The organism is Streptomyces sp. NPDC002536, assembly GCF_053594995.1.
The window spans coordinates 74,074-96,876 of record NZ_JBSFWU010000001.1 but is presented as its reverse complement, the minus strand read 5'-3'; the positions used below and the strand labels follow the sequence as shown (position 1 = coordinate 96,876).

Below are 22,803 nucleotides of genomic sequence, written 5' to 3'. Positions count from 1 at the left end.
CCCCAAGACGATCCAGCACTGCCCGGTTAGACCCGCGACCCCCGGTAATGGTTACCTCTAAATCGATGTGATCTAGGTCTCTTGCCATAAGGGGACGTAAAAGGGCAAGGGGTTGATCGTGCAGATTTCGTGAAGGATCCGGCCTTAGCGGGGTCGGCTGCCGGGCGGGGCCGGGCGGGGGCGCGTCCGGAATCAGACGCGGCCGACGAGCTCGTAGCCCGCCTCGTCGACGGCGGTGCGGATCGCCTCGTCGTCCAGCGGGGCGGCGGCGGTGACGGTGACCAGTCCGGTGGCCGCGGCGGCCTCGACCGTGGTGATGCCGTCGAGGGCCGAGATCTCGCTCTTGACCGCGGACTCGCAGTGGCCGCAGGTCATGCCGGTCACCTTGTAGGTGGTGGTGCTCATGGCGTTCTCCTCATCGGGGCATCGGGTGTCTCGTACCGTCTCGCGGCGGACAACACCTTACCCCCTGGGGGTATTTCGTCCCAGGGGGTGTGAGGTGACAGGTGATCAGGTCCGCAGCCCGCGCCGGGGGCGGTTGCCGGGCCGGGAGGCCACCCAGGAGCGGATCGTGTCGGCGAACCAGTACGGTTTGCCGCCCTCGGTGAGGTCCGGGGCGGGCATCACCCCGTGTTTCCGGTACGAGCGCACGGTGTCGGTCTGCACGCCGATGTGTGCTGCGATCTCCTTGTAGGACCAGAGCCGACGGTCGGTCATCTCTCGCGCCTCTCCGCAGCGCCGCAGCCACGGAGGGGGGTTCCGTCGGGGGACTGCGGCGCGGCCTTTCGGTCCCTCAGAGCCTGGCCCCGGATGGCGACGCAGAGTGACCGTGCGCGTGCGGCAGTTGCCCGGCTGTGACGCAGGGCGTGCGGGCGTGTGACGTCCGTTACGGAGGTGTGACTGTCAGTGGATGCCCGCGGCGGCGGCCGCCTCGGTCACCCGCACCGGCCGGTTCTCGCGCCGGGAGAGCTCGCAGGCCTCCGCCACCAGCAGCGCCCGCAGCCCCTCCGCGCCGGGACACGGGCTCGCGCCGCCCCGGGCCACCGCCCCGGCGAACGCGGCCAGCTCGGCGCGATAGGCGCCCTCGAAGCGCTCCAGGAAGCCCGGCCACGGCCGCGCCGGTGCCGCCGGACCGCCCGGCTCGGCGGAGGTCACGGGCGTCCGGCCGTCCAGCCCGACGGCCCACTGGTCGAGCTCCCCGGACAGTTCCATCCGCACGTCGTACCCCGCACCGTTGCAGCGCGTCGCGGTCGCGGTGACGAGCGTGCCGTCGTCCAGCGTGAGCAGCGCGGCAGCGGTGTCCACGTCGCCGGCCTCGCGGAACATGGCCGCGCCCGCGTCCGAGCCCCGCGCGAACACCTCCACCACCTCGCGCCCCGTCAGCCAGCGCACGGCGTCGAAGTCGTGCACCATGCAGTCGCGCACGAGCCCGCCCGACAGCGGCAGGAACTCCGCGGGCGGGGGAGCGGCGTCGGAGGTGACGGCCCGGATGGTGTGCACCCGCCCGAGCCGGCCGCTGCGCAGCGCCTCGCGGGCCGCCCGGTACCCGGCGTCGAAGCGCCGCTGGAAGCCGATCTGCAGCAGCGTGCCCGCCGCCGACACCTCCCGCAGCGCGGCCGCCGTGCCCGCCACGTCCAGGGCGACGGGCTTCTCGCAGAAGGCCGGCAGGCCGGCCCGCGCGGCCCGGGTGATCAGAGCGGCGTGCGAGGCGGTCGTGGTGGCGATGACGACGGCGTCGACGCCGGAGGCGAACACGTCGTCGACGGCGGGGACGGGGCGCACCCGCGCGCCGCCCAGCCGCGCGGCCAGCTCCGCGGCCCGTCCCGCGTCCGCGTCCCCGACCAGCAGCTCGTCCACCTCGTCCAGCGCGGCCAGCACCGCCGCGTGGAACGAGCCGATCCGCCCCGCGCCCAGCAGCCCGACCCGCAGGCTCACCGGTACAGCTCCGGCCGCTCGGCCAGCAGCACGGGCGTGCGCCCGCCCGTGTCCTGGGCCCGCACGCCCGCCGCGCAGACGGCGGCGGCCGCGTACCCGTCCCAGGCGCTCGGGCCCGTGGTCTCCCCGCGCCGGGTGGCGTCCACCCAGGCCTGCACCTCGCGGTCGTACGCGTCCCGGAAGCGCTCGACGAAGTCCTGCGCGATCGCCCCGCCCCAGCGCCCGCCCGCGTCCACCGACAGCCCGTGCGCCTCGCCGATCCGCGCCGTGCCGCGTTCGCCGACCGCCTCGCAGCGCACCTGGTAGCCGAAGCCGCAGTTGACGAAGATCTCGACGTCGACGACGGCACCGCCCGCGGTCTCGAAGAGGACCAGCTGGGGATCGCTCAGCCCGGCGGGCGCCGCCGCGGTGGGTGCGGGCCGCAGCACCTGCACCGCGGTGACCTCCTGGCCCAGCAGCCAGCGGGTCACGTCGATCTCGTGGACGACCGAGTCGTTGATCATCATCGAGCCCGTGAAACCCGGCGGCGTCGCGACGTTGCGATGGGTGCAGTGCAGCATCAGCGGCCGCCCGATCCCGCCCCCGTCCAGCAACTCCTTGAGCTGCCGGTACTCGGCGTCGTACCGCCGCATGAACCCCACCTGTACCAGCCGCCTGCCCAGCCGCGCCTCCGCCTCCACCACGCGCAGGGCGGACTCCGCGTCCGGGGTGAGCGGCTTCTCGCACAGGACGGGCAGGCCGCGGGCGAACGCCTCCAGCAGCGCCGCCTCGTGGGCCGGCCCGGGCGAGGCGATCAGCACGGCGTCCACCTCGGAAGAGGCCATCGCGGCTGCGGGGTCGGTGTGGGCGGTGCAGCCCTCGATGCGGTCGGCGGCCGCCTTGGCGCGGTCGCCGTCGATGTCCACGACAGCGGCCACCCGCGCCCCGCTGATGACCTCGTCGATGCGCCGGACGTGGTCCGATCCCATCCGGCCGGTGCCGATCACGGCGACGCCGAGCGGTGCGTGCTGATACGTCATGACTTTTCCTCGTACGTCGTTGTACGTCGTTGTGCGTCGTCTACGTCGGTGGAACGGGATCGTGCCGATCGTGCGTCACGCGCCGCACGAGCGCAGGAAGGCGCGCGTGCGGCGGGCGATGGGCAGCGGCTGCTCGGGCGGACACGGGTACATGTCCTGCTCGACGATGGCGAAGAGGTCGACCCCCAGCCCCTGCGCGGCGGCCAGGACGGGCTCCAGCTCCGGTACGCCGCGCGGCGGTTCGCACATCACGCCCTGCCGCACCGCGGGCCCGAAGGGCGTGCCGTCCCGGACGACGCCCGCGAGGACGTCGGGGTCCACCTGCTTGAGGTGCAGGTAGCCGATGCGCTCGCCGTAGGCCTCGATGAGTTTGACGCTGTCGCCGCCGCAGTAGGCGTAGTGCCCGGTGTCCAGGCAGAGGTTGACGAGACCGGGGTCGGTGGCGTCCAGGAAGCGGGCGACGTGCGCCTCGGTGTCGATGTGGGTGTCGGCGTGCGGGTGGACGGCGATGCCGAGCCCGAAGGCCTCGCGGACCTCGCGGGCGAGGCGCTCCGTGCCGGAGGCGAGGTGACGCCACTGCTCGGGCGTCAGCTCGGGCTCCTCGATCAGCTCGGCGGTCTTGTCGTCGCGCCAGAAGGAGGGGATGACGACGAGGTGTTCCGCGCCCATGGCCCGGGTCAGCGCCGCGACCCGGGCGACCTGCTCCCAGGTCTCCTCCCAGACGGCGGGGCCCCGGTGCAGGGCGGTGAAGACCGTGCCGGCCGAGACGTTGAGGCCGCGCCGGGCGACTTCCTCGCGCAGCCGGCCGGGGTCGGTCGGCAGATAGCCGTACGGGCCGAGTTCGATCCACTCGTACCCGGCTTCGGCCACTTCGTCCAGGAAGCGCCGCCAGGGGGTCTGGACCGGGTCGTCGGCGAACCAGACCCCCCAGGAGTCCGGCGCCGACCCGACACGGATCCGGTCGAGCGCGGGCGTGGCGGGCGAGGGGGAGTGGGCAGCGGACATCCGGCGGCGCTCCTCTCGGGGGTTGCCCGTAGCCTCCTCGCAGGGTGCACGGGTGTCAAGAGTTCGTCCGGACATACGGACGTCACGTCAAGGACGCCTGATGACGTCTATATGTAAGGACAAATGCTTGACGCGGTGCGGAGCGGGGCGCAACGATGACCTCCATGAGTGCGCAGCCGCACGGGCCGGACGGCCCGAACGATCCGCTCCCGTACGCGCCTTGCGGGCCCGGCGAGGCCGGTGAGGTCGGTGAGCCCCATGAGCTGATCACCATGGGCAGGCTCGGCGTGGACCTCTACCCGCTCCGGACGGGCGTGCCGCTGGCGCAGGTCGGGACGTTCGGGAGGTTCCTCGGCGGATCGGCGGCCAACGTCGCGGTCGCCGCTGCCCGGCTGGGCCGCCGCACGGCCCTGATCAGCCGCACCGGCGACGACCCCTTCGGGCAGTATCTCCACGAGGCCCTGCGGGACTTCGGCGTCGACGACCGCTGGGTGACCCCCGTCGCCGCGTACCCCACCCCGCTCACCTTCTGCGAGATCTTCCCGCCGGACGACTTCCCGCTCTACTTCTACCGCCGCCCCAAGGCCCCCGACCTGGAGATCCGCACCCCCGAGCTGGACCTGGACGCGATCCGCGCCGCGCGGATCTTCTGGGTGACGGGAACGGGCCTGAGCGAGGAGCCCAGCCGCAGCGCGACGCTCGCCGCGCTGGAGGCCCGCGGCCGGCGCGGGACCACGGTCTTCGACCTCGACTGGCGCCCGATGTTCTGGCAGGAACCGGCGGCGGCCCGTCGGCAGTACGCACGCGCACTCGCCCACGCGACGGTCGCCGTCGGCAACGCCGAGGAGTGCGAGATCGCCACGGGCGAACGAGAACCGCACGCCGCGGCACGGGCGTTGCTCGCGGCAGGGGTCGAGCTCGCCGTCGTCAAACAGGGCCCGAAGGGTGTCCTCGCCGTGCACCGGGACGGCACGACGGCGGAGGTGCCGCCGGTACGGGTCGAGGTCGTCAACGGCCTGGGCGCGGGCGATGCGTTCGGCGGCGCCCTGTGTCACGGGCTGCTCGCCGGCTGGGACCTGGGGCGCACGGTGCGCTACGCCAACGCGGCCGGGGCGCTGGTCGCTTCGCGGCTCGCCTGCTCGTCCGCCATGCCGGCCCCCGGGGAGATCGCGGAACTGCTCGGGGCCGGAGGTGCGGCATGAGTGCCGCGGTACGGATCCCGGACCTGGTGGCGGTGCGGAGCCGTCACCCCGAGGCGATCGCGGAGGCCGCGGCGCGCCGGGTGCGCCGCCCGCTGATCGGCGACAGCGGCCGGCTGATGATCATCGCGGCCGACCACACGGCACGCGGCGCACTGGACGTCGGAGGCCGCGCCCTCGCCATGGCCAACCGCGCCGATCTGCTGGAGCGGCTGTGCCTCGCCCTGTCCCGCCCCGGCGTCGACGGGGTGCTGGCCACGTCCGACATCCTCGACGACCTGCTGCTGCTCGGCGCGCTGGAGAACAAGGTCGTCATGGGTTCGATGAACCGCGGCGGACTGCTGGGCGCCTCCTTCGAGATGGACGACCGCTTCACCGGCCCGCGGGCCGAGGACCTGCGCCAACGCGGCTTCGATGCAGGCAAGTTGCTCCTGCGCATCGACTACGACGACCCGGGTTCGCTGGCCACGATGGAGTCGGCGGCACGGGCGATCGACGAGATGGCGGAGCGGCGGCTGCCGGTCTTCGTCGAACCGTTCCTCTCCCGGAGGGCCGGCGGGAAGGTCCGCAACGACCTGGGGGCGGAGGCGGTCACGAAGTCGATCACCATTGCGTCCGGGCTCGGAGCGACGTCGGCGTACACATGGCTCAAGGTGCCGGTGACGGACGACGTCGCCGACATGGCCCGGGTGATGGAGGCGACGACGCTGCCGTCGGTCCTGCTGGGCGGCGACGTCGGCGACGACCAGGACGCGGCGTACGAACGCTGGCGCGCGGCGTTGCAACTGCCAACAGTACGGGGGCTGGTGGTGGGGAGAGCCCTGCTGTACCCCGCGGACGGGGACGTGGCGGGGGCGGTGGACACGGCGGTGGGGTTGTTGTGAGGGACCGGGGCCCAACTCCCGCCGCAACGGCGAGCAACCACAAACACAGGAGTCCGGCGGTGCCAAACGTGATCAGCCACAACCTCGAACACTGCACCCTCCGTACCCTCACCCTCCTCGCCGGCGAAGCCCACACCTTCGCCACCGCCGACCACGAATGGATCGTCCTCCCCCTCAGCGGCAGCTGCACCGTCACCACCACCGAAGGCGACCGCTTCCCACTCCACGGACGTGAAAGCGTCTTCACGGCCGTCACCGACTTCGCCTACGTCCCCCGCGACACCACGGTCACCGTCACCTCCCCGGCCGGAGGCCGTTTCGCCGCAGCCGGCGCCCGTTGCGAGAACCGTCTCCCCGCCCGCCACGGTGCAGCCGACACCGTCCCCATCGAGCTCCGCGGCAGCGGAACCTGCTCCCGCCAGGTCAACAACTTCGCCGCCGCGAACGTCTTCCCCTGCGACCGGCTCATCGCCGTCGAAGTCCTCACCCCCGGCGGCAACTGGTCCTCCTACCCGCCCCACAAACACGACGAGTACCACCCGGGCGAGGAGTCCCAACTCGAGGAGATCTACTACTTCGAGATCGCCGACGGGCCCACCGGCACCCCGGGCCTCGGCTACCAGCGGGTCTCGCCCTCCCGCCCCGGCGGAACCGAGGTCCTCGCCGAAGTCCGCACCGGCGACGCCGTCCTGATCCCCGACGGCTGGCACGGCCCGTCCATCGCGGCCCCCGGCCACGACATGTACTACCTCAACGTCATGGCAGGCCCCCGCGCCGAGCGCGAGTGGCTGATCCGCGACCACCCCGACCACACCTGGATCCGCTCCACCTGGCCGGACCAGAGGACGGACCCCAGGCTCCCCTTCTACTCCCCTCATTCCCCGGAAGGCCGAGGACGCGCATGACGACGAAGCCCCGCCGCCTCACCGTCGCCCAGGCGCTGGTGGAGTTCCTCGCCCACCAGTACACCGAGCGCGACGGCCGTCGCCGGCGCCTGATCACCGCCTGCTGGGGGATCTTCGGTCACGGCAACGTCGCCGGCATCGGCCAGGCCCTGCTGGAGACCGGCGACGCGCTGCCCTTCCACCAGGGCCGCAACGAACAGGCCATGGTCCACGCCGCCGTCGGCTACGCCCGCCAGTGCGACCGGCTCTCCGCGCACGCGGTCACCACCTCCATCGGGCCCGGCGCCACCAACCTTGTCACCGGCGCCGCCCTCGCCACCGTCAACCGCATCCCCGTGCTCCTCCTGCCCGGCGACACCTTCGCCACCCGCCCCGCCGACCCGGTGCTCCAGCAGCTCGAACACCCCGCCGCGGGCGACGTGTCGGTCAACGACTGCCTCCGCCCGGTCTCCCGGTACTTCGACCGCATCGTGCGCCCCGAGGCGCTGATCCCCGCCGCCCTCCAGGCCATGCGCGTCCTGGCCGACCCCGTCGAGACCGGCGCCGTCACCCTCGCGCTCCCGCAGGACGTGCAGGCCGAGGCGTACGACTGGCCGGAGGAGTTCTTCGCCGACCGCGTCTGGCACGTCCGCCGTCCCGCCCCCGACCCGGCCGAACTCGCCGCCGCAGCACGGGCGGTGCGGCAGGCCCGCCGCCCGCTGCTGATCGCGGGCGGCGGCGCGGTCCACAGCGAGGCCGAGGAAGCACTGCGCACCTTTGCCGATGCAACCGGCATCCCCGTCGCCTCCACCCAGGCCGGCAAGGGCGCCCTGCACCATGCCCACCCCGCGGACGTCGGCGGCATCGGCCACACCGGCACGGCCGTGGCCAACGCCCTGGCCCGCACCGCGGACGTCGTCATCGGTGTCGGCACCCGCTACAGCGACTTCACCACCGCCTCCGCAACTCTCTTCGCCGACCCGGACGTTCGCTTCGTCAACCTCAACATCGCTGCTTTCGACGCCCACAAGCAGTCCGCCCTGCCCCTGGTCGCCGACGCCCGTACCGGCCTCGAAGCCCTGACCGCGGCCCTGTCCGGCCACCGCGTCGCCGACGACTACGTCAGCGCGTACACCGCCGGCAAGGCCGAGTGGGAGGCGGCCGTCGACCGCGCGTACTCCCGCCGCCCCGACGGCGACGGCACCCGCCCCACCCAGGCCCAGGTCATCGGCGCCCTGCAGGCCGTCACCGGCGACGACGACATCGTCATCAACGCCGCCGGCTCCCTCCCCGGCGACCTGCACAAGCTGTGGCGCGCCCGCTCCCGGCGCCAGTACCACCTGGAGTACGGCTACTCCTGCATGGGCTACGAGATCTCCGCGGCGATCGGCGTGCGCCTGGCCGCGCCCGACCGGCCGGTGTGGGCGCTGGTCGGCGACGGCACGTACCTGATGATGCCGACCGAGCTGGTCACGGCCGTGCAGGAGGGGATCGCCATCAAGGTCGTCCTGCTGCAGAACCACGGCTACGCCTCCATCGGCGGCCTCTCGGAGGCCGTCGGCGGCGAGCGCTTCGGCACGGCCTACCGCTTCCGCGCCCCCGACGGCTCGTACACCGGCGACCCACTCCCCGTCGACCTCGCGGCCAACGCCGCCTCGCTCGGGATGACGGTCCTGCGCGCCGGAACGGTCGCGGAACTGCGCGCCGCGCTGGCCGAGGCGCGCGCCGCGGACCGTCCCACATGTGTCTATGTGGAGACCGAAACAGCCGACACAGTGTCCGGCGCGCCCCCCGCACAGGCGTGGTGGGATGTGCCTGTCGCCGAGACCGCGACCCGCCCCGCGGCCGTCCGGGCCCGGGAGGAGTACGAGCGCAACGCCGCCGCCCGTCACCGCTACCTTGGAACGTGAGAGAGGCGCACGTCATGAAGACCGTCAACCACTGGATCGGTGGCAAGGCCGTCGAGGGCACCTCGGGCGCCTACGGGCCGGTCACGGACCCCGCGACCGGTGTGCAGACCACCCGGGTCGCCTTCGCCTCGGCCGCCGAGGTGGACGCCGCGGTTGCGGCCGCGAAGGCCGCGTTCGCGACGTGGGGCACCTCCTCGCTCGCCACCCGTACCTCCGTCCTGTTCGCCTACCGCGCGCTGCTGGACCGGAACCGCGAGGAGATCGCCCGGCTGATCACTGCCGAACACGGCAAGGTGCACACCGATGCGCTCGGCGAGGTCGCCCGCGGTCTGGAGATCGTGGAACTGGCCTGCGGGATCACCACCCAGCTCAAGGGCGAGCTGTCCACCCAGGTCTCCAGCCGCGTGGACGTGGCCGCCATCCGCCAGCCGCTGGGCGTCGTCGCGGGCATCACGCCCTTCAACTTCCCGGCCATGGTGCCGCTGTGGATGTTCCCGCTCGCCATCGCGTGTGGCAACACCTTCGTCCTCAAGCCGAGCGAGAAGGACCCGTCGGCGGCCCTCCTGCTCGCCGAACTGGCGGCGGAGGCCGGGCTTCCGGACGGCGTCCTCAACGTCGTCAACGGCGACCGGACGGCCGTCGACCGGATCCTCGAACACCCGGACATCGCCGCCGTCTCCTTCGTCGGCTCCACCCCCATCGCCCGCCACATCCACACCACCGCCTCCGCCAACGGCAAGCGCGTCCAAGCGCTGGGCGGCGCCAAGAACCACATGCTGGTGCTCCCCGACGCCGATCTCGACGCGGCCGCGGACGCCGCCGTCTCGGCGGCCTACGGCTCCGCGGGCGAGCGCTGCATGGCGATCTCGGCGGTCGTGGCCGTGGGCGACACCGGCGACAAGCTCGTCGCGAAGATCCGCGAGCGCGCCGAGAAGATCAAGATCGGTCCCGGCGACGACCCGGCCTCCGAGATGGGCCCGCTGATCACCAAGGCCCACCGCGACAAGGTCGCCTCGTACGTGCAGGGCGCCGCCGCCCAGGGCGCCGAGGTCGTCCTCGACGGCACGGGCTTCACGGTCGAGGGCCACGAGGGCGGCCACTGGATCGGCCTGTCCCTGCTGGACAAGGTGCCGGTGGACGCCGACGCCTACCGCGACGAGATCTTCGGCCCCGTGCTGTGCGTGCTGCGCGCCGAGACGTACGAGGAGGGCGTGGCCCTCATCAACGCCTCGCCCTGGGGCAACGGCACCGCCGTCTTCACCCGCGACGGCGGCGCGGCCCGCCGCTTCCAACTGGAGGTCCAGGCAGGCATGGTGGGCGTCAACGTCCCCATCCCGGTCCCGGTCGGCTACCACTCCTTCGGTGGCTGGAAGGACTCCCTCTTCGGCGACCACCACATCTACGGCAACGACGGCGTGCACTTCTACACGCGCGGCAAGGTCGTGACGACGAGGTGGCCGGACCCGGAGGACGGCGGGGTGGACTTGGGGTTCCCGAGCCATCGGTAGCGCTCCGCGCGGGGTGCGCCGTTTGTCGCGGCTCCGCCGGGCGGGCTGAAATCAGCCCGTCCGGCGATTGAGGACGAGCGGCGAAGCCGCGACAAGGGGGGTTCGGGGGGCGAAGCCCCCTGAGAAACGGTGAAAGGGCGGGACCGGGGCATCCCCTCCTACCAGTCGAACCCCGCCTCGTACGTGACCTCCGCCAGCGACCGCTGCCCCACCACACTCGGGTGGAAGTAGTCGGCCGAGCTGACGTCGGCCGCGGAGAAGCGGTGGTCGAAGACCGCATCCCCGTCATAGCGGCACCCCGCATCCTCCCCGCACACCTTCTCCAGCGCCGCGTTGTAGTCCATCACCCGCTCCCGCACCCGCTCCCTGCGCCCTGCATCCCCCGCGGCGAGAGACGTGGGGTCGGCCAGCAACGCCTGGCACACCCCACCCTCCTTCCACGCCTTGACCGCCGCCGGGTTGCCCTTCCCCAGTTCCCACACCCGGAGGGGATCCGGCACGCTCGCGACGAACACCGACGCATCAGGGGCTCCGGACCGCAGGGTCCGCAGCGCCGCCCGGATCCGGCTCTCGAACGAACCGACCGAGGTCATCTGCGCCTCGGACGCCGCGCAGGCGTCACCCCCGCCGATCATGATCGTGACGTAGTCGATCCCGCCCTCCGCGACGGCGGCCCGCGCCTGCTGTCCGAGGTCGGCGGACGTGGCCCCGGCCCGGGCCTCGTTGTAGGGGAGCACCTCGGGGTTGAGCTCCTTGATGCGCGAGTAGTGGCTGCCGACGGCCGGATTGGCGCCCGCGGACCACGAGTTCCGGGCGCACAGCGTGCCGCCGCCCACCGTGCACGAGTTGACGGCGCGGGTCAGCGAGTCGCCCAGTGCGGCCATCCGCGTCGGAATGGGCGGGGTGGCGTGGGCGGTACCGGCAGTGGCGGCCAGCAGCGCCGTCGCGGTGGTGGCGCACACGGCCGTTCGGCGGAACCTCATCGCGGATCTCCTCCTCTGCACGCGCAGGTGTGACGGTCACACCCGTCTGCCTCTGCCCGTGGGGGGAGCACCGTGGGGAGTCTGGAACGTCCGTGATCGCCGGTCAAGACCGTCAAATCGCCAAGAGCGCGCCAAATCGGCGGGCCGCTCTCCGCTTATCGTTCGCCAGGACACTACTCTCAGCCATATGACCTGGTCGAGCGCCCTGAAAGACACCGCCCGGGCCGGGCTGACGGTCGAGCGGACCACGCTCGAACCCCTTGTCGCGGTCCGCGGCGCCTGCGGTGTCGCGATCGTCATCGGCGTCCTGCTGGGCTTCGGCTCGCCCGCGCTCGCCGTCTCCTCCGCCTTCGGAGCCTTCGCCTCCGGTCTCGCCACGTTCCAGCGCAGCTGGCGGCCGCGGCCCATCCTGGCCCTCGCGGTCGCAGCAGGCCTCGGCGTCAGTACGTTCCTGGGCTACCTGGCCGCCTTCAACCACGTCGTGTTCGTCACGCTGCTGGCCGTCTGGACCCTGCTCGCCGGCATGGCCTGGGCCATCGGGCCCGTCTCCGGCCTCATCGCCACCCAGACGGTGGCGGTCATGCTCGTCACGGTCACCCTGCCCACCTCCGTCGCCGGTGCCGCGCAGCACGGCGCGCTGATCGTCTTCGGCGGTCTGGTCCAGGCCGCGCTCATCGTCCTGTTGCCCATCCGCCCCTGGGGCCGGCAGCGCGACGTGCTCGCCGACGCGCTGGCCGCCGAGGCCGACTACGCCCGCAGGCTGCGGCACGACCCCGTGGCCCCCTTCGACCCCCAGCCCCTGATGGACGCCCGGCACGCCGCCGAGCTGACGCCCAGCCAGGCGCGCAGCCGCCCGCGTCAGCTGGCCGGCCCGCGCGGCGTCGCCGAACGGCTGCGCCCCGTGCTCGCCGCCCTCGCCGACCCCGTCCTCGGCGCACCCCCCGAGGGCCCCCAACGCGACCGCGCCCGCGAACTGCTGGGCGCCGCCGCAAGCGTCCTCGACGCCGTCGCCCGCGCCATCCGCACCGGAAAACCGGTACGGCTCTCGCCGGAGACCATGGCCACGCTGGAGGTCCCGGCCGACGGGCCCAGGCTGGACGGCGCCGCCCGCCGGTCCGCGCTCCGCCTGATGGCCCTCCTCGCGGACGTGGTCGAGGCCAGCGACGAGCCCGTGAAGCCCACCCGGCCCACCACCCCGGAGGAGCGCCGCCACCTGCTGCGCCCCACCGTCCCCCGGCTCTTCCCCGTCGCCCTGCGCGCCCTGAGGCGCGAGGCCCGCTGGTCGTCCGCCATCGGCCGGCACGCGGTCCGCGTCTCGGCGGTCGCCTGCGCCGGCTACGTCGTCGGCACCGCCCTCCCGCTCGGGCACGGCTACTGGGCGCCGATGACCTCGGTGATGGTGATGCGCCCGGACTTCGCCCAGACCTACCAGCGCGGCATCGCCCGCTTCGCCGGAACCCTCGTCGGCGTCTTCATCGGCGGCGGGATCGCGGTCCTCACCCACCCCGGCCTGTACGTCTGCGCCGGGCTGTCGGTGCTGTGCGTGGGGCTGCTGTATCTGCTGATGCAGAGCGGCTACTTCGTGGTGTCGGCGTGCATCGGCGCCTATGTCGTCTTCCTGCTGGGCATCGTCGGCGAGGCATGGTCGCAGACGGTCCAGGAGCGGCTGGCCCTGACGCTGCTGGGCGGGCTGCTGGCGATGGCCGCGTACGCGCTCTTCCCCGTCTGGGAGACGGCGAAGCTGCGCGACCGCCTCGGCGACTGGCTGCGCACCACCGGCGACTACACGCTCGCCGTCCTCGCCGTCCACGCCCGCCCGGCCGAGCGGCGACCGCGTCGCGTGCGCGAGGCCCTCCTCGACTGCCGCGCCGCCCGCCTGGAATGGGACGAGGCCGCGGCCCGCGCCCAGAAGGAACCGGTCCGCCACCGCGGCATCTCCCGCAGCGCCGAGCGCGCGTCCGAGGCGGCCCTGATCACGATGGGCCGCGTGACCATGCTGATGGAGGCCCACCTCCCGGACCGCGACGCGGCCCCCTCCCCGGCAGCGGAGAAGTTCGCCACGACCCTGCGCGTCGCCCTGCCGACGGCGGTGGAGGCGGTACGGGTCCGGGACGCACTGGACTGGTCGAAACCCCGCGCGGCCCTGGCCGAATGGCAGGAGAAGGAGGGCGACGAGGGGGTGGCGGTGCGTGCGTCGGAACTGCTGATGGACGCGCTGGAGGAGCTGGGGGAGGCGTTGTCCCCGGGGACGAAGGGGATGAACAGGGCGAAGCGGCGGGGGTGACGTCAGCGGCTCCCGAACAGCCGCCCCAGGTGCGCGTCCACCAACCCCATCGCCTCCTCGGGGGTGTGCACCCCCAACAACGCATAACTGCCCAGCCCGTCGACCAACGCCATGAACAGCGCCGCCTCCGTCTCCGGATCCCGATCCCGCGCCACCTCCCCCCGCTCGACAGCACTGCGCAGCAGCCCCGCATAGAACTCCCGCAGCGCAGGCACCCCTTCCCTCGCATGCCTCTGCAACTGCTGGTCGTGCACGGCCCGGATGAAGTAGGCGATCTGGACGAGCATCCCCGTCCGGCTCTCGTCGTTCAGCGGCAGCATCTCCGCAGCGATCTCCCGCAGGATGAGCCGCGGTGCGGGCGGCTCGTCGCTCAGTGCCGTGACGCGGTCCCGGATCCGCTCGGTCGCCATCTCGTTGATGTGCTCCAGCGCGAACAGCAGCATCTCGTCCTTGGACGAGAAGTAGTGCTGGAGCTGCCCCAGCGAGATCCCGGCCTCCGCCGCCACGTCCCGCAGGCTCGCCCCGTCCAGCCCTCGCGCGGACGCGATCCGCCACAACGCCTCGGCGATGCGCCGACGGCGCTCTCCATGGTCAACGCGCTTGGGCACGGGCAGCAGCCCTTCCGTTTTACAGGTCGTTCGTATTGCTATAGCTTAGCGGCAACGCTTCGCCGTACAACTGACCTGCAAAGGATCGGGGGGCCCGATGCCGCCAGTACTCCGCCCGCCTCGCCACCGCATGGACCCCCGTGCCCGCACCTGGTGGGCCGTCCAGGCCTGGACGGCCGTCAGCGGCCCGGCCCTCCTGGTGGCCGCCGCACTCCTCGTCCTCTCCGCCCTCTTCTTCCCCGGCGCCCTGCCCTGGCTGGGCCCCCTGACGCTCGTCGTCCTGGTCCTGCCCGCGCTGCTCTACGCGCTGGTCATGCCGGCCTGGCGCTACCGCGTCCACGCCTGGGAACTCGGCGGGTCCGCGGTCTACGCCGCCAACGGCTGGTTCTGGCAGAAGCGCCGCATCGTCCCGCTCTCCCGCGTGCAGACCGTCGACACCCACCGCGGCCCGCTCCAGCAGCGCTTCGGGCTCGCCACGGTCGTCGTCACCACCGCCTCCACGGCGGGCGACGTGAAGATCGTCGGCATATCCGAGGACGACGCCGGCATGCTCGCCGAATGCATCAGCGAGGCAGCCCAGTTGATGCCGGGGGACGCAACGTGACAACCCATGCCGAAACAGCCTGGCGCACCCTCTCCCCGCGCACCCTCCTCGCCCACTGCGCCTGGCTCGGCGCCCCCCTCGGCTCCTTCGGCCTCACCCTCCTGGCCACCGGCGGACGTCTCGACGGCGGCGCCTGGGGCACCCTCGGCTCCATCACCGGCGTCTTCCTCGTCATCACCGCCGCCGGTTTCGTCACCTACCGCCGCACCCGCTACCGCGTCACCCCCGACGCCTTCGAACTGCACACGGGCCTCTTCACCCGCCGCGTCCGCTCCGTCCCCCTCCACCGCATTCGCAACGTCGACCTCACCGCCAACCCCGTCCAGCGCGTTCTCGGCCTCGCCGTCCTGCGCGCCGGAACGGGCGGCGGCACGCACGGCGCCGCGCTCTCCCTCGAAGCCCTCACCCGCTCCGCCGCGGAACGGCTTCGCGTCGAACTCCTCGCCCGCGCCGGGGCCGTGGACGCCGAGGACCCCGTCCTCTCCACCGCCGATCCCCGCTGGCTGCGCTACGCACCGCTCACCTTCTGGATCTTCGGAGGGGTGTTCGCCGCAGTGGGCGCGATCTGGCGCATTCTCGACGGTGTCGGCATCAAGCCCTGGCGGATCGGCTTCGTCCGCCAGGCCTTCGAGGAGTTCGGCAACTCCGCGCTCTGGCTGACGATCCCGCTCGCCCTCCTCGTGATCGTCGCACTCGGTGCGGTCGGCGCCGTGGCCCTCTACGCCGAGAACTGGTGGAAGTACCGCCTGGAATGGACCGACGCGGCCACCCTCCGCGTCCGCCGCGGCATGTTCACCACCCGCTCCGTCTCCATCGAACGCGCCCGCCTGCGCGGCGTCGTCCTGCGCGAACCGATGCTGCTGCGCGCAGGCGGCGGCGCGAGCGTGCGCGCCGTGGCCGGCGGCCTCGGCAACCGCGAGGAGAACCGCAAGCGCAGCGTCATCCTCCCGCCCGCCCCCAAGTCCGAGGCGGTGCGCGTCTGTACGCACGTACTCGGCCAACAGGACGGTCAGACGGGTCGGACGGGTCAGACGGAACTGACACTGACCGCTCACCCGCGCGCCGCACTGCGCCGCCGCTTCGTCCGAGGCCTGCTGTGGGCCGTGGCCCCCGTGACCGTGGCACTCGCCGTCCTCGGCACCCTCCTCACCCCCGTCCTCCTCTACTGCGCAGCCGCCTACGCCGCCCTCGCCATACCGATCGCCTACGCCCTCGCCCGTGACGCCTACCGCTCACTCGGACACGCACTGCGCGGCAACTGGCTCGTCATCCGCTCCGGCACCTTCGAGCGTGAGACGGTGACCCTCGACCGGTCGTCCGTCCTGGCATGGACGTTCACGGACACCCCGTTCTCCCGGCGCGCCGGAGTCGTCACGGCAACCGCTGCCGTCGCCGCAGGCGAGGACGGATACCGCATTCGGGACATGGCAGCCGCGGAGGCCGCAGGCTTCGCAGACACTGCTGTGCCAGGGATGTTGAGGGAGTTTCTGGACATACGGCAGCCGTCCGAAAATTAGTCCCCGGTTTTTGTTATCCACCCGTCCGCTCTGCGTCTCCTATGTGTCGGACCGAACGGAAAGAGGTGGTCGGGGCGTGAAGAGTGAGAGCGTGGCCGTGGTCGAGGCGGCGCGAGCCGGAGACGCGGCGGCACAGGACGAGCTCGTCGCCACGTACCTGCCGCTCGTCTACAACATCGTCGGCCGGGCCCTCAACGGCCACGCCGACGTCGACGACGTCGTCCAGGAGAGCATGCTGCGCGTCATCAACGGCCTCGACGGCCTGCGCGACCCCGCCGGGTTCCGCTCATGGCTCGTCGCCATCACCACCAACCAGATACGCACCCACTGGCGGCAGCGCCCCGAGGCGCCCGTCAGTGGTCTCCAGGAGGTCGCCGAAGTCCCCGACCCCGACGCGGACTTCGTCGACCTCACCATCGTCCGGCTCGGCCTGGAGGGCCAGCGCAAGGAGGTGGCCGAGGCCACCCGCTGGCTCGACGACGGCGAGCAGACCGTCCTCTCCCTCTGGTGGCTCGAAGCGGCCGGTGAACTGACCCGCGCCGAGGTCGCCGCCGCCCTGGAGCTCACCCCGCAGCACACGGCCGTGCGCGTCCAGCGCACCAAGGAGCAACTCGACGTCGCCCGCGGCGTCGTACGGGCCCTCGCCGCCCAGCCGCGCTGCGGCCAGCTCGCCGAACTCGTCTCGCACTGGGACGGCACCCCGTCCGCCCTCTGGCGCAAGCGGATCGCCCGCCACGCGCGCGACTGCGGCACCTGCGGCGGCGCCTGGTCCTCGCTCGTCCCCGCCGAGCGGCTGCTCGTCGGCCTCGGCCTCGTACCGCTCGGCGCCGGGCTGCTCGCATGGTGGGGGAGTGGCGCCGTCCTGCGCGACGCCCAGCCGGTCTCCCACGTGGTGCGCGGCCACCGGGCCGGCTCCGGCCGCCGTCGCGCCAACAAGGACGGCCGCCGCCGCACCGTGGCCGGAGCCGCGGCCGCCGCACTCGTGGCCGCCGGCGTACTGGGCGGCCTGTACCTCTACACCGACTCCTCCAACGGCAAGCCGACCCGCACCCAGGCCGCTGGCGACGTACCGGCCAGTGTGAAGGCCCTCGACGCCAAGACCTCCGCCGTGCCGAGCCCCTCCGCGTCGGCCTCTGCCTCCGCTTCTGCGTCCGCCTCCCCGTCGGCGAGCGCCTCCCCGTCGCCCAGCGCGACGACGGCCTCCCCGAAGACCGAGCCCTCCAGCGAGGCCCCCGAGGCCCCGGCACCCAAGGCCCCGGACCGCCCGGCCCCGCAGCCGAAGTCCGCCCCTGTGGACGGCGGCCTCGTCCAGCAGGTGATCAGCCTGGTGAACGTGGAGCGCGCCAAGGCCGGTTGCTCCCCGGTCACCGAGAACAGCCAGCTGGACGCTTCGGCCCAGGGCCACTCCGACGACATGGCCGCCCGCCACTTCTTCGACCACACCAACCCCTCCGGCCAGGGCCCGGGCGAGCGCATCACCGCCGCGGGCTACCACTGGAGCACATACGGCGAGAACATCGCCTACGGCCAGGCCGACCCGGCGTCGGTGATGGACAGCTGGATGCACAGCGACGGCCACCGCCGGAACATCCTGAACTGCGCGTTCAAGGAGCTGGGCGTGGGCATCAACAACGCCCCTGGCGGGCCGCGTTGGACGCAGAACTTCGGGGCGAGGTAGCCGAGCCGGCAGAGCCGGTTATCGGGGCAGTCTGCGGTCGCTGATGGCGTTGACGAACGTACGCCACGCGGCGGCGGGCACGAGGAGCGCGGGCCCGTGCGGGGCGGTTTTGCTGTCCCGTATGGGCACCGCGCCGGTGGGTATTCGGGCGGGGGCCCATTCGAGGCAGTCGCCGCCGTTGGGGCCGCTGTGGCTCGACTTGAGCCACTCGCCCATCTCGACGCAGTCCCCGCCGTTGTTGCTGCTGTAGCTGCTCTTCCGCCATGCGGTCATGGGCCGAGCTCCTCCAGGTGCTTTCGGATCAGGTCAGCTGATGCGTTGGGGGATAGGGCCATGGCCCTGATCAGGTCGTACGAGTACGACGCAGCGGTCACTTCGGCCACATCTACCGCCATCCGGCCCTGGGAGAACCCGTTGACGTGGAGTACATCCTCCCCCGAGTCGAAGCCCATGATGGTGAACGAGCCGTCCAGCCCAAGGTGAGGTGGAGCATCTCGCGGCACTACCTGGATCACCGTGCGAGGTTGCTCGCTTGCGTGAAGCAGATGTTCAAGCTGCTGCCTCATATTGGCCGAGGTGACAAGGGGGCGGATCAGTGCGTATTCGTCGATGACGAACCAGGTGTGGGGTGGTTCTTCCCGCTCGAAGAGACTCTGTCGAGTCATGCGGGCGGCCACTAGGTCGTCAAGGCTGTCCGGTCGTCCACCGGCAAGTACCGCCCGCGCGTACTCCTCTGTTTGCAGCAACCCTGGAATGACCTGCGCTTGGAATGAGCGGATGGACGTGGCATCGCGCTCCATCTCTACGAACGGCAGGAACCAACTCGGGTAGGCGAACCGGATCACCAACGGATACAGCCGCCCGAAGTGCCCACCCGTCCCGAACACCTCGTCGAGGTCCCGCGCGAGGTCCTCGGACGGCACACGCTTGGCGGCCTCCACATAACTGATCATCGCTTGTGTCGTGTGAGCCTTCTTGGCTGTCTGCCCCTGCGACAGCCCCGCTGCCGTCCGCACCCGCCGCAGCTCGGAGCCGAAGAAGGCCAGGAGTGACGAGGTCGGGTCCGGTGCGTCGGTCTCGGCGGTCATGCGTGGCACCCTTCGCCATAACTCTTCCAGTGTTATGGGCTCCCCTCTTTTGGAGCGTACTCGCTGATCGCAACCCTGGTGGCACAGCCAGTAGTTGAAGCCACTTACGAGGGACTGCCATGACCGCAACCCCCCACTCCGCCAAGTCACCGCTCCAGCGCCGCCCGAACCCCTGTCCGGAGTGCCGCCGCATCCGGGCGGCGTACCACGACGCGTCCCGCGAGGGGAACCGTGCAGCGGTCGAGTGGTGCATCGCGGCCATGGGCCGTCATCACCGCGCCGCCCACTGAGTCACCGGCGCCGCATCGAGGCCCGCAGATACTCCCGGTTCATGGTTCCTATCGCCGACAGGGGGATCCCCTTCGGGCAGGCGACTGCGCACTCACCCGTGTTGGTGCAGCCGCCGAACCCTTCGGCGTCCATGGTCTCCACCATCCCGAGTACGCGCGACTCCCGCTCGGGAGCCCCCTGCGGGAGCACGTTCAGGTGCACCACCTTGGCCGAAGTGAAAAGCATCGCCGACCCGTTGGGACACGCAGCGACACACGCACCGCACCCGATGCACTCCGCGTGCTCGAACGCGAGGTCGGCGACCGGCTTCGGTACGGGCGTCGCGTGGGCGTCGGGTGCCGAGCCGGTGGGGACGGAGACGTAGCCGCCGGCGCCGATGATCCGGTCGAACGCGGACCGGTCGACGACCAGATCCTTGACGACGGGGAAGGCGCCGGCCCGCCACGGCTCGACGTCGACGACGTCGCCGTCCTGGAAGTGCCGCATGTGGAGCTGGCAGGTGGTGGTCCGCTCGGGACCGTGCGCCTGCCCGTTGATGACCATGCCGCACGCGCCGCAGATGCCCTCGCGGCAGTCGTGGTCGAAGGCGACCGGCTCGTCGCCGCGCAGGATGAGCTCTTCGTTGAGGTGGTCGAGCATCTCCAGGAAGGACATGTCCGGGCTGATGCCCGTCACTTCGTACGTGACCATGCTGCCGGCGGCGTCCGTCGAGGGCTGGCGCCAGATGCGCAGGGTGAGCTTCATGCGTAGCTCCGCTGGGTGGGGTGGACGTACTCGAAGTGCAGGTCTTCCTTGTGGAGGACGGGCGCCGTGCCGGTGCCCGTGAACTCCCAGGCGGCCGCGTAGCCGAACTCCTCGTCCCTGCGCGCGGCTTCACCGTCGACCGTCTGGCTCTCCTCACGGAAGTGCCCGCCGCAGGACTCGCTCCGATGCAACGCATCAAGGCACATGAGCTCGGCGAGCTCCAGATAGTCGACGATGCGGTTGGCCTTCTCCAACGACTGGTTGAGCTCCTGACCGCTGCCCGGCACCGTGATCCGGCGCCAGAACTCCTCCCGTATCTCCGGGATCCGGCCCAGCGCCTTGCGCAGCCCGCTCTCGGTACGGGCCATGCCGCACTCGTCCCAGAGCAGCTCGCCGAGCTCGCGGTGGAACGAATCCGGCGTCCGGTCGCCGTCGTTCTCCAGCAGACGGCGCAACCGGTCGCTCACACCGTTCACTGCTTCTGTGACCGCCGGATGGTCGCTCGGCACCTCGTCGTGCGGATGGCGGGCCAGGTAGTCGTTGATGGTGGACGGCAGTACGAAGTAGCCGTCGGCCAGCCCCTGCATCAGTGCCGAGGCGCCCAACCGGTTGGCGCCGTGGTCGGAGAAGTTGGCCTCGCCGACGGCGAAGAGGCCGGGGACGGTGGTCTGCAGGTCGTAGTCCACCCACAGGCCGCCCATCGTGTAGTGGATGGCAGGGTAGATGCGCATGGGCACCTCGTACGGATCCTCGGCGGTGATCCGCTCGTACATCTCGAAGAGGTTGCCGTACTTGGCCTCGACCGCCTTGCGCCCCATACGTTGGATCGCGTCCGCGAAGTCGAGGTAGACGCCCTGTCCGCCGGGCCCGACGCCGCGCCCTTCGTCGCAGACGTTCTTCGCCGCACGCGAGGCGATGTCGCGCGGGACGAGGTTGCCGAAGGACGGGTAGATCCGCTCCAGGTAGTAGTCCCGCTCGTCCTCGGGGATCTCGGCCGGTGGCCGTGTGTCGCCCTGGGCCTTGGGCACCCAGATCCGGCCGTCGTTGCGCAGTGACTCGCTCATCAGCGTCAGCTTCGACTGATGGTCGCCGGACCGCGGGATGCAGGTCGGATGGATCTGGGTGAAGCAGGGGTTGGCGAAGTACGCACCGCGCCGGTGTGCCCGCCAGATGGCCGTGGCGTTGGAGTTCTTGGCGTTGGTCGACAGGTAGAACACATTCCCGTAGCCGCCGCTGGCGAGCACGACCGCATCGGCGAAGTACGTGTCGACCCGCCCGGTGATCAGATCCCGGGCGACGATCCCCCGGGCCCGCCCGTCGACGACGATCAGGTCGAGCATCTCCGTGCGGGCGTGCATCTCGACGGCTCCGGCGTCGATCTGCCGGCTGAGCGCCTGATACGCGCCGAGCAGCAGCTGCTGCCCGGTCTGTCCGCGGGCGTAGAACGTCCGCGAGACCTGCACGCCGCCGAAGGAACGGGTGTCCAGCAGCCCTCCGTACTCGCGGGCGAAGGGCACGCCCTGGGCCACGCACTGGTCGATGATCTCGACCGAGATCTGCGCGAGCCGGTGCACATTGGACTCCCGGGCACGGAAGTCGCCGCCCTTGACCGTGTCGTAGAAGAGCCGGTGCACGGAATCGCCGTCGTTGCGGTAGTTCTTGGCGGCGTTGATCCCGCCCTGCGCGGCGATGGAGTGGGCGCGGCGCGGGGAGTCCTGGTAGCAGAACTGCACGACGTGGTAGCCCTGTTCGGCCAACGTGGCCCCGGCGGCGCCGCCCGCCAGGCCCGTCCCGACGACGATGACGGTGTGCTTGCGCCGGTTCGCCGGATTGACCAGCCTGGCCTCGAACCGGCGCCGGTCCCACCGCTCGGCGATCGGCCCGCCGGGCGCCTTCGTATCGCTGACGGGACCGCCGGTCCCGTACTGGACGTACTCGCTCATGGTCAGCTCACGACTCCCGTCATGACACCGATGGGTACGGCTATGAATCCGCAGGTCAACAGGGCGGCAAGGGCGTTCGCGACGAACTTGAACGCCCGGTCGCGGCGCGGGGAGTTGGCGCCCAGCGTCTGGGCCGCGCTCCAGAATCCGTGCCGGATGTGGAGACCGAGGGCCAGCATGGCGACGATGTAGAACACATCGACATACCAGCGGCCGAAGGACGCCACCAGGTTCTCGTAGGGGTGCCCCTCCTGGGCGTTGGGGTTCACGGTGAGGGTGGTCAGGTCGAGGATGTGCCACACGATGAACAGACCGAGGATCACCCCGCCCCAGCGCATCGTCCGCGTCGCATAACTCGCGCGTGCCCGCTTGCGCACGTACCTCGCCGGTCGCGCGGCCAGGTCGCGGCGGCTGAGCTGGTACGCGGCCGTGCCGTGCAGCACGACCGAGACGGTCAGGCCCACCCGCGCGATCCACAGGAACCACTCGTGGTGCAGGAAGGGCTCGCCGATGGTGCGGATCCACTGCCCGTAGTGGTTGAACTCCCCGGCTCCGAAGAACACCTTCAGATTGCCCATCATGTGGGCGACCAGGTACGCCAGCATGATCAGGCCGGTGACCGCCATGACCGCCTTCTTGCCGACGGTCGACCGCCACACGGATCCGATGAAGGAGGACGCAGGTGCCCTCCGGGTCGTCGCCAGTGCCATGACCCGAGA

At 71.7% G+C, this 22,803-nt stretch carries 22 protein-coding genes; 10 read left to right on the top strand and 12 right to left on the bottom strand.

The window, feature by feature from the left end:
- Positions 1–192: 192 nt before the first annotated feature.
- The 5 genes from ACWD4B_RS00430 to ACWD4B_RS00410 all read right to left on the bottom strand — a co-directional run bounded on the left by ACWD4B_RS00430 (position 193) and on the right by ACWD4B_RS00410 (position 3,959).
- Positions 193–405, bottom strand: a complete 213-nt coding sequence (locus ACWD4B_RS00430; protein ID WP_451418636.1) for a heavy-metal-associated domain-containing protein — start codon at positions 403–405, stop codon at positions 193–195.
- Positions 406–510: 105 nt separating this feature from the next.
- Complete coding sequence (locus tag ACWD4B_RS00425; protein WP_336413349.1) at positions 511–717, bottom strand: helix-turn-helix transcriptional regulator; 207 nt, start codon at positions 715–717, stop codon at positions 511–513.
- 186 nt (positions 718–903) lie between these two features.
- Positions 904–1,929, bottom strand: a complete 1,026-nt coding sequence (locus ACWD4B_RS00420) for a Gfo/Idh/MocA family protein (RefSeq protein ID WP_451418692.1) — start codon at positions 1,927–1,929, stop codon at positions 904–906.
- Positions 1,930–1,931: 2 nt separating this feature from the next.
- Complete coding sequence (locus ACWD4B_RS00415) at positions 1,932–2,954, bottom strand: Gfo/Idh/MocA family protein (RefSeq protein ID WP_451418635.1); 1,023 nt, start codon at positions 2,952–2,954, stop codon at positions 1,932–1,934.
- Positions 2,955–3,029: 75 nt separating this feature from the next.
- Positions 3,030–3,959, bottom strand: coding sequence for a sugar phosphate isomerase/epimerase family protein (locus ACWD4B_RS00410; RefSeq protein WP_451418634.1), 930 nt, complete (start codon positions 3,957–3,959; stop codon positions 3,030–3,032).
- Between the two features lie 272 nt (positions 3,960–4,231).
- Here ACWD4B_RS00410 and iolC point away from each other — a divergent pair, with 272 nt between their 5' ends.
- The 5 genes from iolC (at position 4,232) to ACWD4B_RS00385 (ending at position 10,344) form a co-directional block, all read left to right on the top strand.
- A complete protein-coding gene (gene iolC, locus ACWD4B_RS00405) occupies positions 4,232–5,161 on the top strand; it encodes a 5-dehydro-2-deoxygluconokinase (protein ID WP_451418691.1) in 930 nt (309 codons plus the stop codon).
- Complete coding sequence (locus tag ACWD4B_RS00400) at positions 5,158–6,042, top strand: Cgl0159 family (beta/alpha)8-fold protein (RefSeq protein ID WP_451418633.1); 885 nt, start codon at positions 5,158–5,160, stop codon at positions 6,040–6,042. The genes iolC and ACWD4B_RS00400 overlap by 4 nt, the downstream gene beginning before the upstream one ends.
- A gap of 68 nt (positions 6,043–6,110) precedes the next feature.
- Positions 6,111–6,947 (top strand): 5-deoxy-glucuronate isomerase, encoded by an 837-nt coding sequence (iolB, locus tag ACWD4B_RS00395; RefSeq protein WP_451418690.1) that lies wholly within the window; start codon positions 6,111–6,113, stop codon positions 6,945–6,947.
- Complete coding sequence (iolD, locus tag ACWD4B_RS00390) at positions 6,944–8,836, top strand: 3D-(3,5/4)-trihydroxycyclohexane-1,2-dione acylhydrolase (decyclizing) (RefSeq protein WP_451418632.1); 1,893 nt, start codon at positions 6,944–6,946, stop codon at positions 8,834–8,836. The genes iolB and iolD overlap by 4 nt, the downstream gene beginning before the upstream one ends.
- Before the next feature lie 14 nt (positions 8,837–8,850).
- Positions 8,851–10,344, top strand: a complete 1,494-nt coding sequence (locus ACWD4B_RS00385) for a CoA-acylating methylmalonate-semialdehyde dehydrogenase (protein ID WP_451418631.1) — start codon at positions 8,851–8,853, stop codon at positions 10,342–10,344.
- A gap of 158 nt (positions 10,345–10,502) precedes the next feature.
- Here ACWD4B_RS00385 and ACWD4B_RS00380 read toward each other — a convergent pair whose 3' ends face one another.
- Positions 10,503–11,327, bottom strand: coding sequence for an SGNH/GDSL hydrolase family protein (locus tag ACWD4B_RS00380; RefSeq protein WP_451418630.1), 825 nt, complete (start codon positions 11,325–11,327; stop codon positions 10,503–10,505).
- Between the two features lie 187 nt (positions 11,328–11,514).
- Between ACWD4B_RS00380 and ACWD4B_RS00375 the strand changes: the two genes are divergently transcribed.
- The gene (locus tag ACWD4B_RS00375; RefSeq protein WP_451418629.1) at positions 11,515–13,611 is read left to right on the top strand and encodes an FUSC family protein; all 2,097 of its coding nucleotides are present in this window, start codon (positions 11,515–11,517) and stop codon (positions 13,609–13,611) included.
- Positions 13,612–13,613: 2 nt separating this feature from the next.
- On the opposite strand, the gene ACWD4B_RS00370 is transcribed toward ACWD4B_RS00375, so the two are convergent.
- A complete protein-coding gene (locus ACWD4B_RS00370; protein WP_451418628.1) occupies positions 13,614–14,219 on the bottom strand; it encodes a TetR/AcrR family transcriptional regulator in 606 nt (201 codons plus the stop codon).
- 97 nt (positions 14,220–14,316) lie between these two features.
- Here ACWD4B_RS00370 and ACWD4B_RS00365 point away from each other — a divergent pair, with 97 nt between their 5' ends.
- The 3 genes from ACWD4B_RS00365 (at position 14,317) to ACWD4B_RS00355 (ending at position 18,018) form a co-directional block, all read left to right on the top strand.
- Positions 14,317–14,823, top strand: a complete 507-nt coding sequence (locus ACWD4B_RS00365; protein WP_451418627.1) for a PH domain-containing protein — start codon at positions 14,317–14,319, stop codon at positions 14,821–14,823.
- Positions 14,778–16,340, top strand: a complete 1,563-nt coding sequence (locus tag ACWD4B_RS00360) for a PH domain-containing protein (protein WP_451418626.1) — start codon at positions 14,778–14,780, stop codon at positions 16,338–16,340. Before ACWD4B_RS00365 ends, ACWD4B_RS00360 begins: the two co-directional genes overlap by 46 nt.
- Before the next feature lie 76 nt (positions 16,341–16,416).
- Positions 16,417–18,018: a sigma-70 family RNA polymerase sigma factor gene (locus ACWD4B_RS00355; protein ID WP_451418625.1), complete on the top strand. Its 1,602-nt coding sequence runs from the start codon at positions 16,417–16,419 to the stop codon at positions 18,016–18,018.
- Positions 18,019–18,036: 18 nt separating this feature from the next.
- Here the strand turns inward: ACWD4B_RS00355 and ACWD4B_RS00350 are convergent, their stop codons facing one another.
- Positions 18,037–18,291: a DUF397 domain-containing protein gene (locus ACWD4B_RS00350; protein ID WP_451418624.1), complete on the bottom strand. Its 255-nt coding sequence runs from the start codon at positions 18,289–18,291 to the stop codon at positions 18,037–18,039.
- Entirely contained in the window at positions 18,288–19,106 is an 819-nt protein-coding gene (locus ACWD4B_RS00345) for a helix-turn-helix domain-containing protein (RefSeq protein ID WP_451418623.1), read from the bottom strand. Before ACWD4B_RS00345 ends, ACWD4B_RS00350 begins: the two co-directional genes overlap by 4 nt.
- A gap of 119 nt (positions 19,107–19,225) precedes the next feature.
- Here ACWD4B_RS00345 and ACWD4B_RS00340 point away from each other — a divergent pair, with 119 nt between their 5' ends.
- Positions 19,226–19,396, top strand: a complete 171-nt coding sequence (locus ACWD4B_RS00340) for a hypothetical protein (RefSeq protein ID WP_451418622.1) — start codon at positions 19,226–19,228, stop codon at positions 19,394–19,396.
- A gap of 1 nt (position 19,397) precedes the next feature.
- Here ACWD4B_RS00340 and ACWD4B_RS00335 read toward each other — a convergent pair whose 3' ends face one another.
- Genes ACWD4B_RS00335 through ACWD4B_RS00325 form a run of 3 tightly spaced genes read right to left on the bottom strand, consistent with a single transcriptional unit; the run spans position 19,398 to position 22,794 of the window.
- Complete coding sequence (locus tag ACWD4B_RS00335; RefSeq protein WP_451418621.1) at positions 19,398–20,141, bottom strand: succinate dehydrogenase/fumarate reductase iron-sulfur subunit; 744 nt, start codon at positions 20,139–20,141, stop codon at positions 19,398–19,400.
- The gene (locus ACWD4B_RS00330; RefSeq protein WP_451418620.1) at positions 20,138–22,084 is read right to left on the bottom strand and encodes a fumarate reductase/succinate dehydrogenase flavoprotein subunit; all 1,947 of its coding nucleotides are present in this window, start codon (positions 22,082–22,084) and stop codon (positions 20,138–20,140) included. Before ACWD4B_RS00330 ends, ACWD4B_RS00335 begins: the two co-directional genes overlap by 4 nt.
- 2 nt (positions 22,085–22,086) lie before the next feature.
- Entirely contained in the window at positions 22,087–22,794 is a 708-nt protein-coding gene (locus ACWD4B_RS00325) for a succinate dehydrogenase cytochrome b subunit (RefSeq protein WP_451418619.1), read from the bottom strand.
- Between the last annotated feature and the right edge of the window lie 9 nt (positions 22,795–22,803).

Bases quoted from the DNA above. Each gene is read 5' to 3' on its own strand.
- ACWD4B_RS00360 (WP_451418626.1), top strand. From the start codon at position 14,778: ATGCATCAGCGAGGCAGCCCAGTTGATGCCGGGGGACGCAACGTGACA.
- ACWD4B_RS00380 (WP_451418630.1), bottom strand. From the start codon at position 11,327: ATGAGGTTCCGCCGAACGGCCGTGTGCGCCACCACCGCGACGGCGCTG.
- iolC (WP_451418691.1), top strand. From the start codon at position 4,232: ATGGGCAGGCTCGGCGTGGACCTCTACCCGCTCCGGACGGGCGTGCCG.
- ACWD4B_RS00350 (WP_451418624.1), bottom strand. From the start codon at position 18,291: ATGACCGCATGGCGGAAGAGCAGCTACAGCAGCAACAACGGCGGGGAC.
- ACWD4B_RS00375 (WP_451418629.1), top strand. From the start codon at position 11,515: ATGACCTGGTCGAGCGCCCTGAAAGACACCGCCCGGGCCGGGCTGACG.
- ACWD4B_RS00365 (WP_451418627.1), top strand. From the start codon at position 14,317: ATGCCGCCAGTACTCCGCCCGCCTCGCCACCGCATGGACCCCCGTGCC.
- iolD (WP_451418632.1), top strand. From the start codon at position 6,944: ATGACGACGAAGCCCCGCCGCCTCACCGTCGCCCAGGCGCTGGTGGAG.
- ACWD4B_RS00400 (WP_451418633.1), top strand. From the start codon at position 5,158: ATGAGTGCCGCGGTACGGATCCCGGACCTGGTGGCGGTGCGGAGCCGT.
- ACWD4B_RS00345 (WP_451418623.1), bottom strand. From the start codon at position 19,106: ATGACCGCCGAGACCGACGCACCGGACCCGACCTCGTCACTCCTGGCC.
- ACWD4B_RS00385 (WP_451418631.1), top strand. From the start codon at position 8,851: ATGAAGACCGTCAACCACTGGATCGGTGGCAAGGCCGTCGAGGGCACC.
- ACWD4B_RS00415 (WP_451418635.1), bottom strand. From the start codon at position 2,954: ATGACGTATCAGCACGCACCGCTCGGCGTCGCCGTGATCGGCACCGGC.
- ACWD4B_RS00430 (WP_451418636.1), bottom strand. From the start codon at position 405: ATGAGCACCACCACCTACAAGGTGACCGGCATGACCTGCGGCCACTGC.
- ACWD4B_RS00325 (WP_451418619.1), bottom strand. From the start codon at position 22,794: ATGGCACTGGCGACGACCCGGAGGGCACCTGCGTCCTCCTTCATCGGA.
- ACWD4B_RS00425 (WP_336413349.1), bottom strand. From the start codon at position 717: ATGACCGACCGTCGGCTCTGGTCCTACAAGGAGATCGCAGCACACATC.
- ACWD4B_RS00410 (WP_451418634.1), bottom strand. From the start codon at position 3,959: ATGTCCGCTGCCCACTCCCCCTCGCCCGCCACGCCCGCGCTCGACCGG.
- ACWD4B_RS00335 (WP_451418621.1), bottom strand. From the start codon at position 20,141: ATGAAGCTCACCCTGCGCATCTGGCGCCAGCCCTCGACGGACGCCGCC.
- ACWD4B_RS00330 (WP_451418620.1), bottom strand. From the start codon at position 22,084: ATGAGCGAGTACGTCCAGTACGGGACCGGCGGTCCCGTCAGCGATACG.
- ACWD4B_RS00340 (WP_451418622.1), top strand. From the start codon at position 19,226: ATGACCGCAACCCCCCACTCCGCCAAGTCACCGCTCCAGCGCCGCCCG.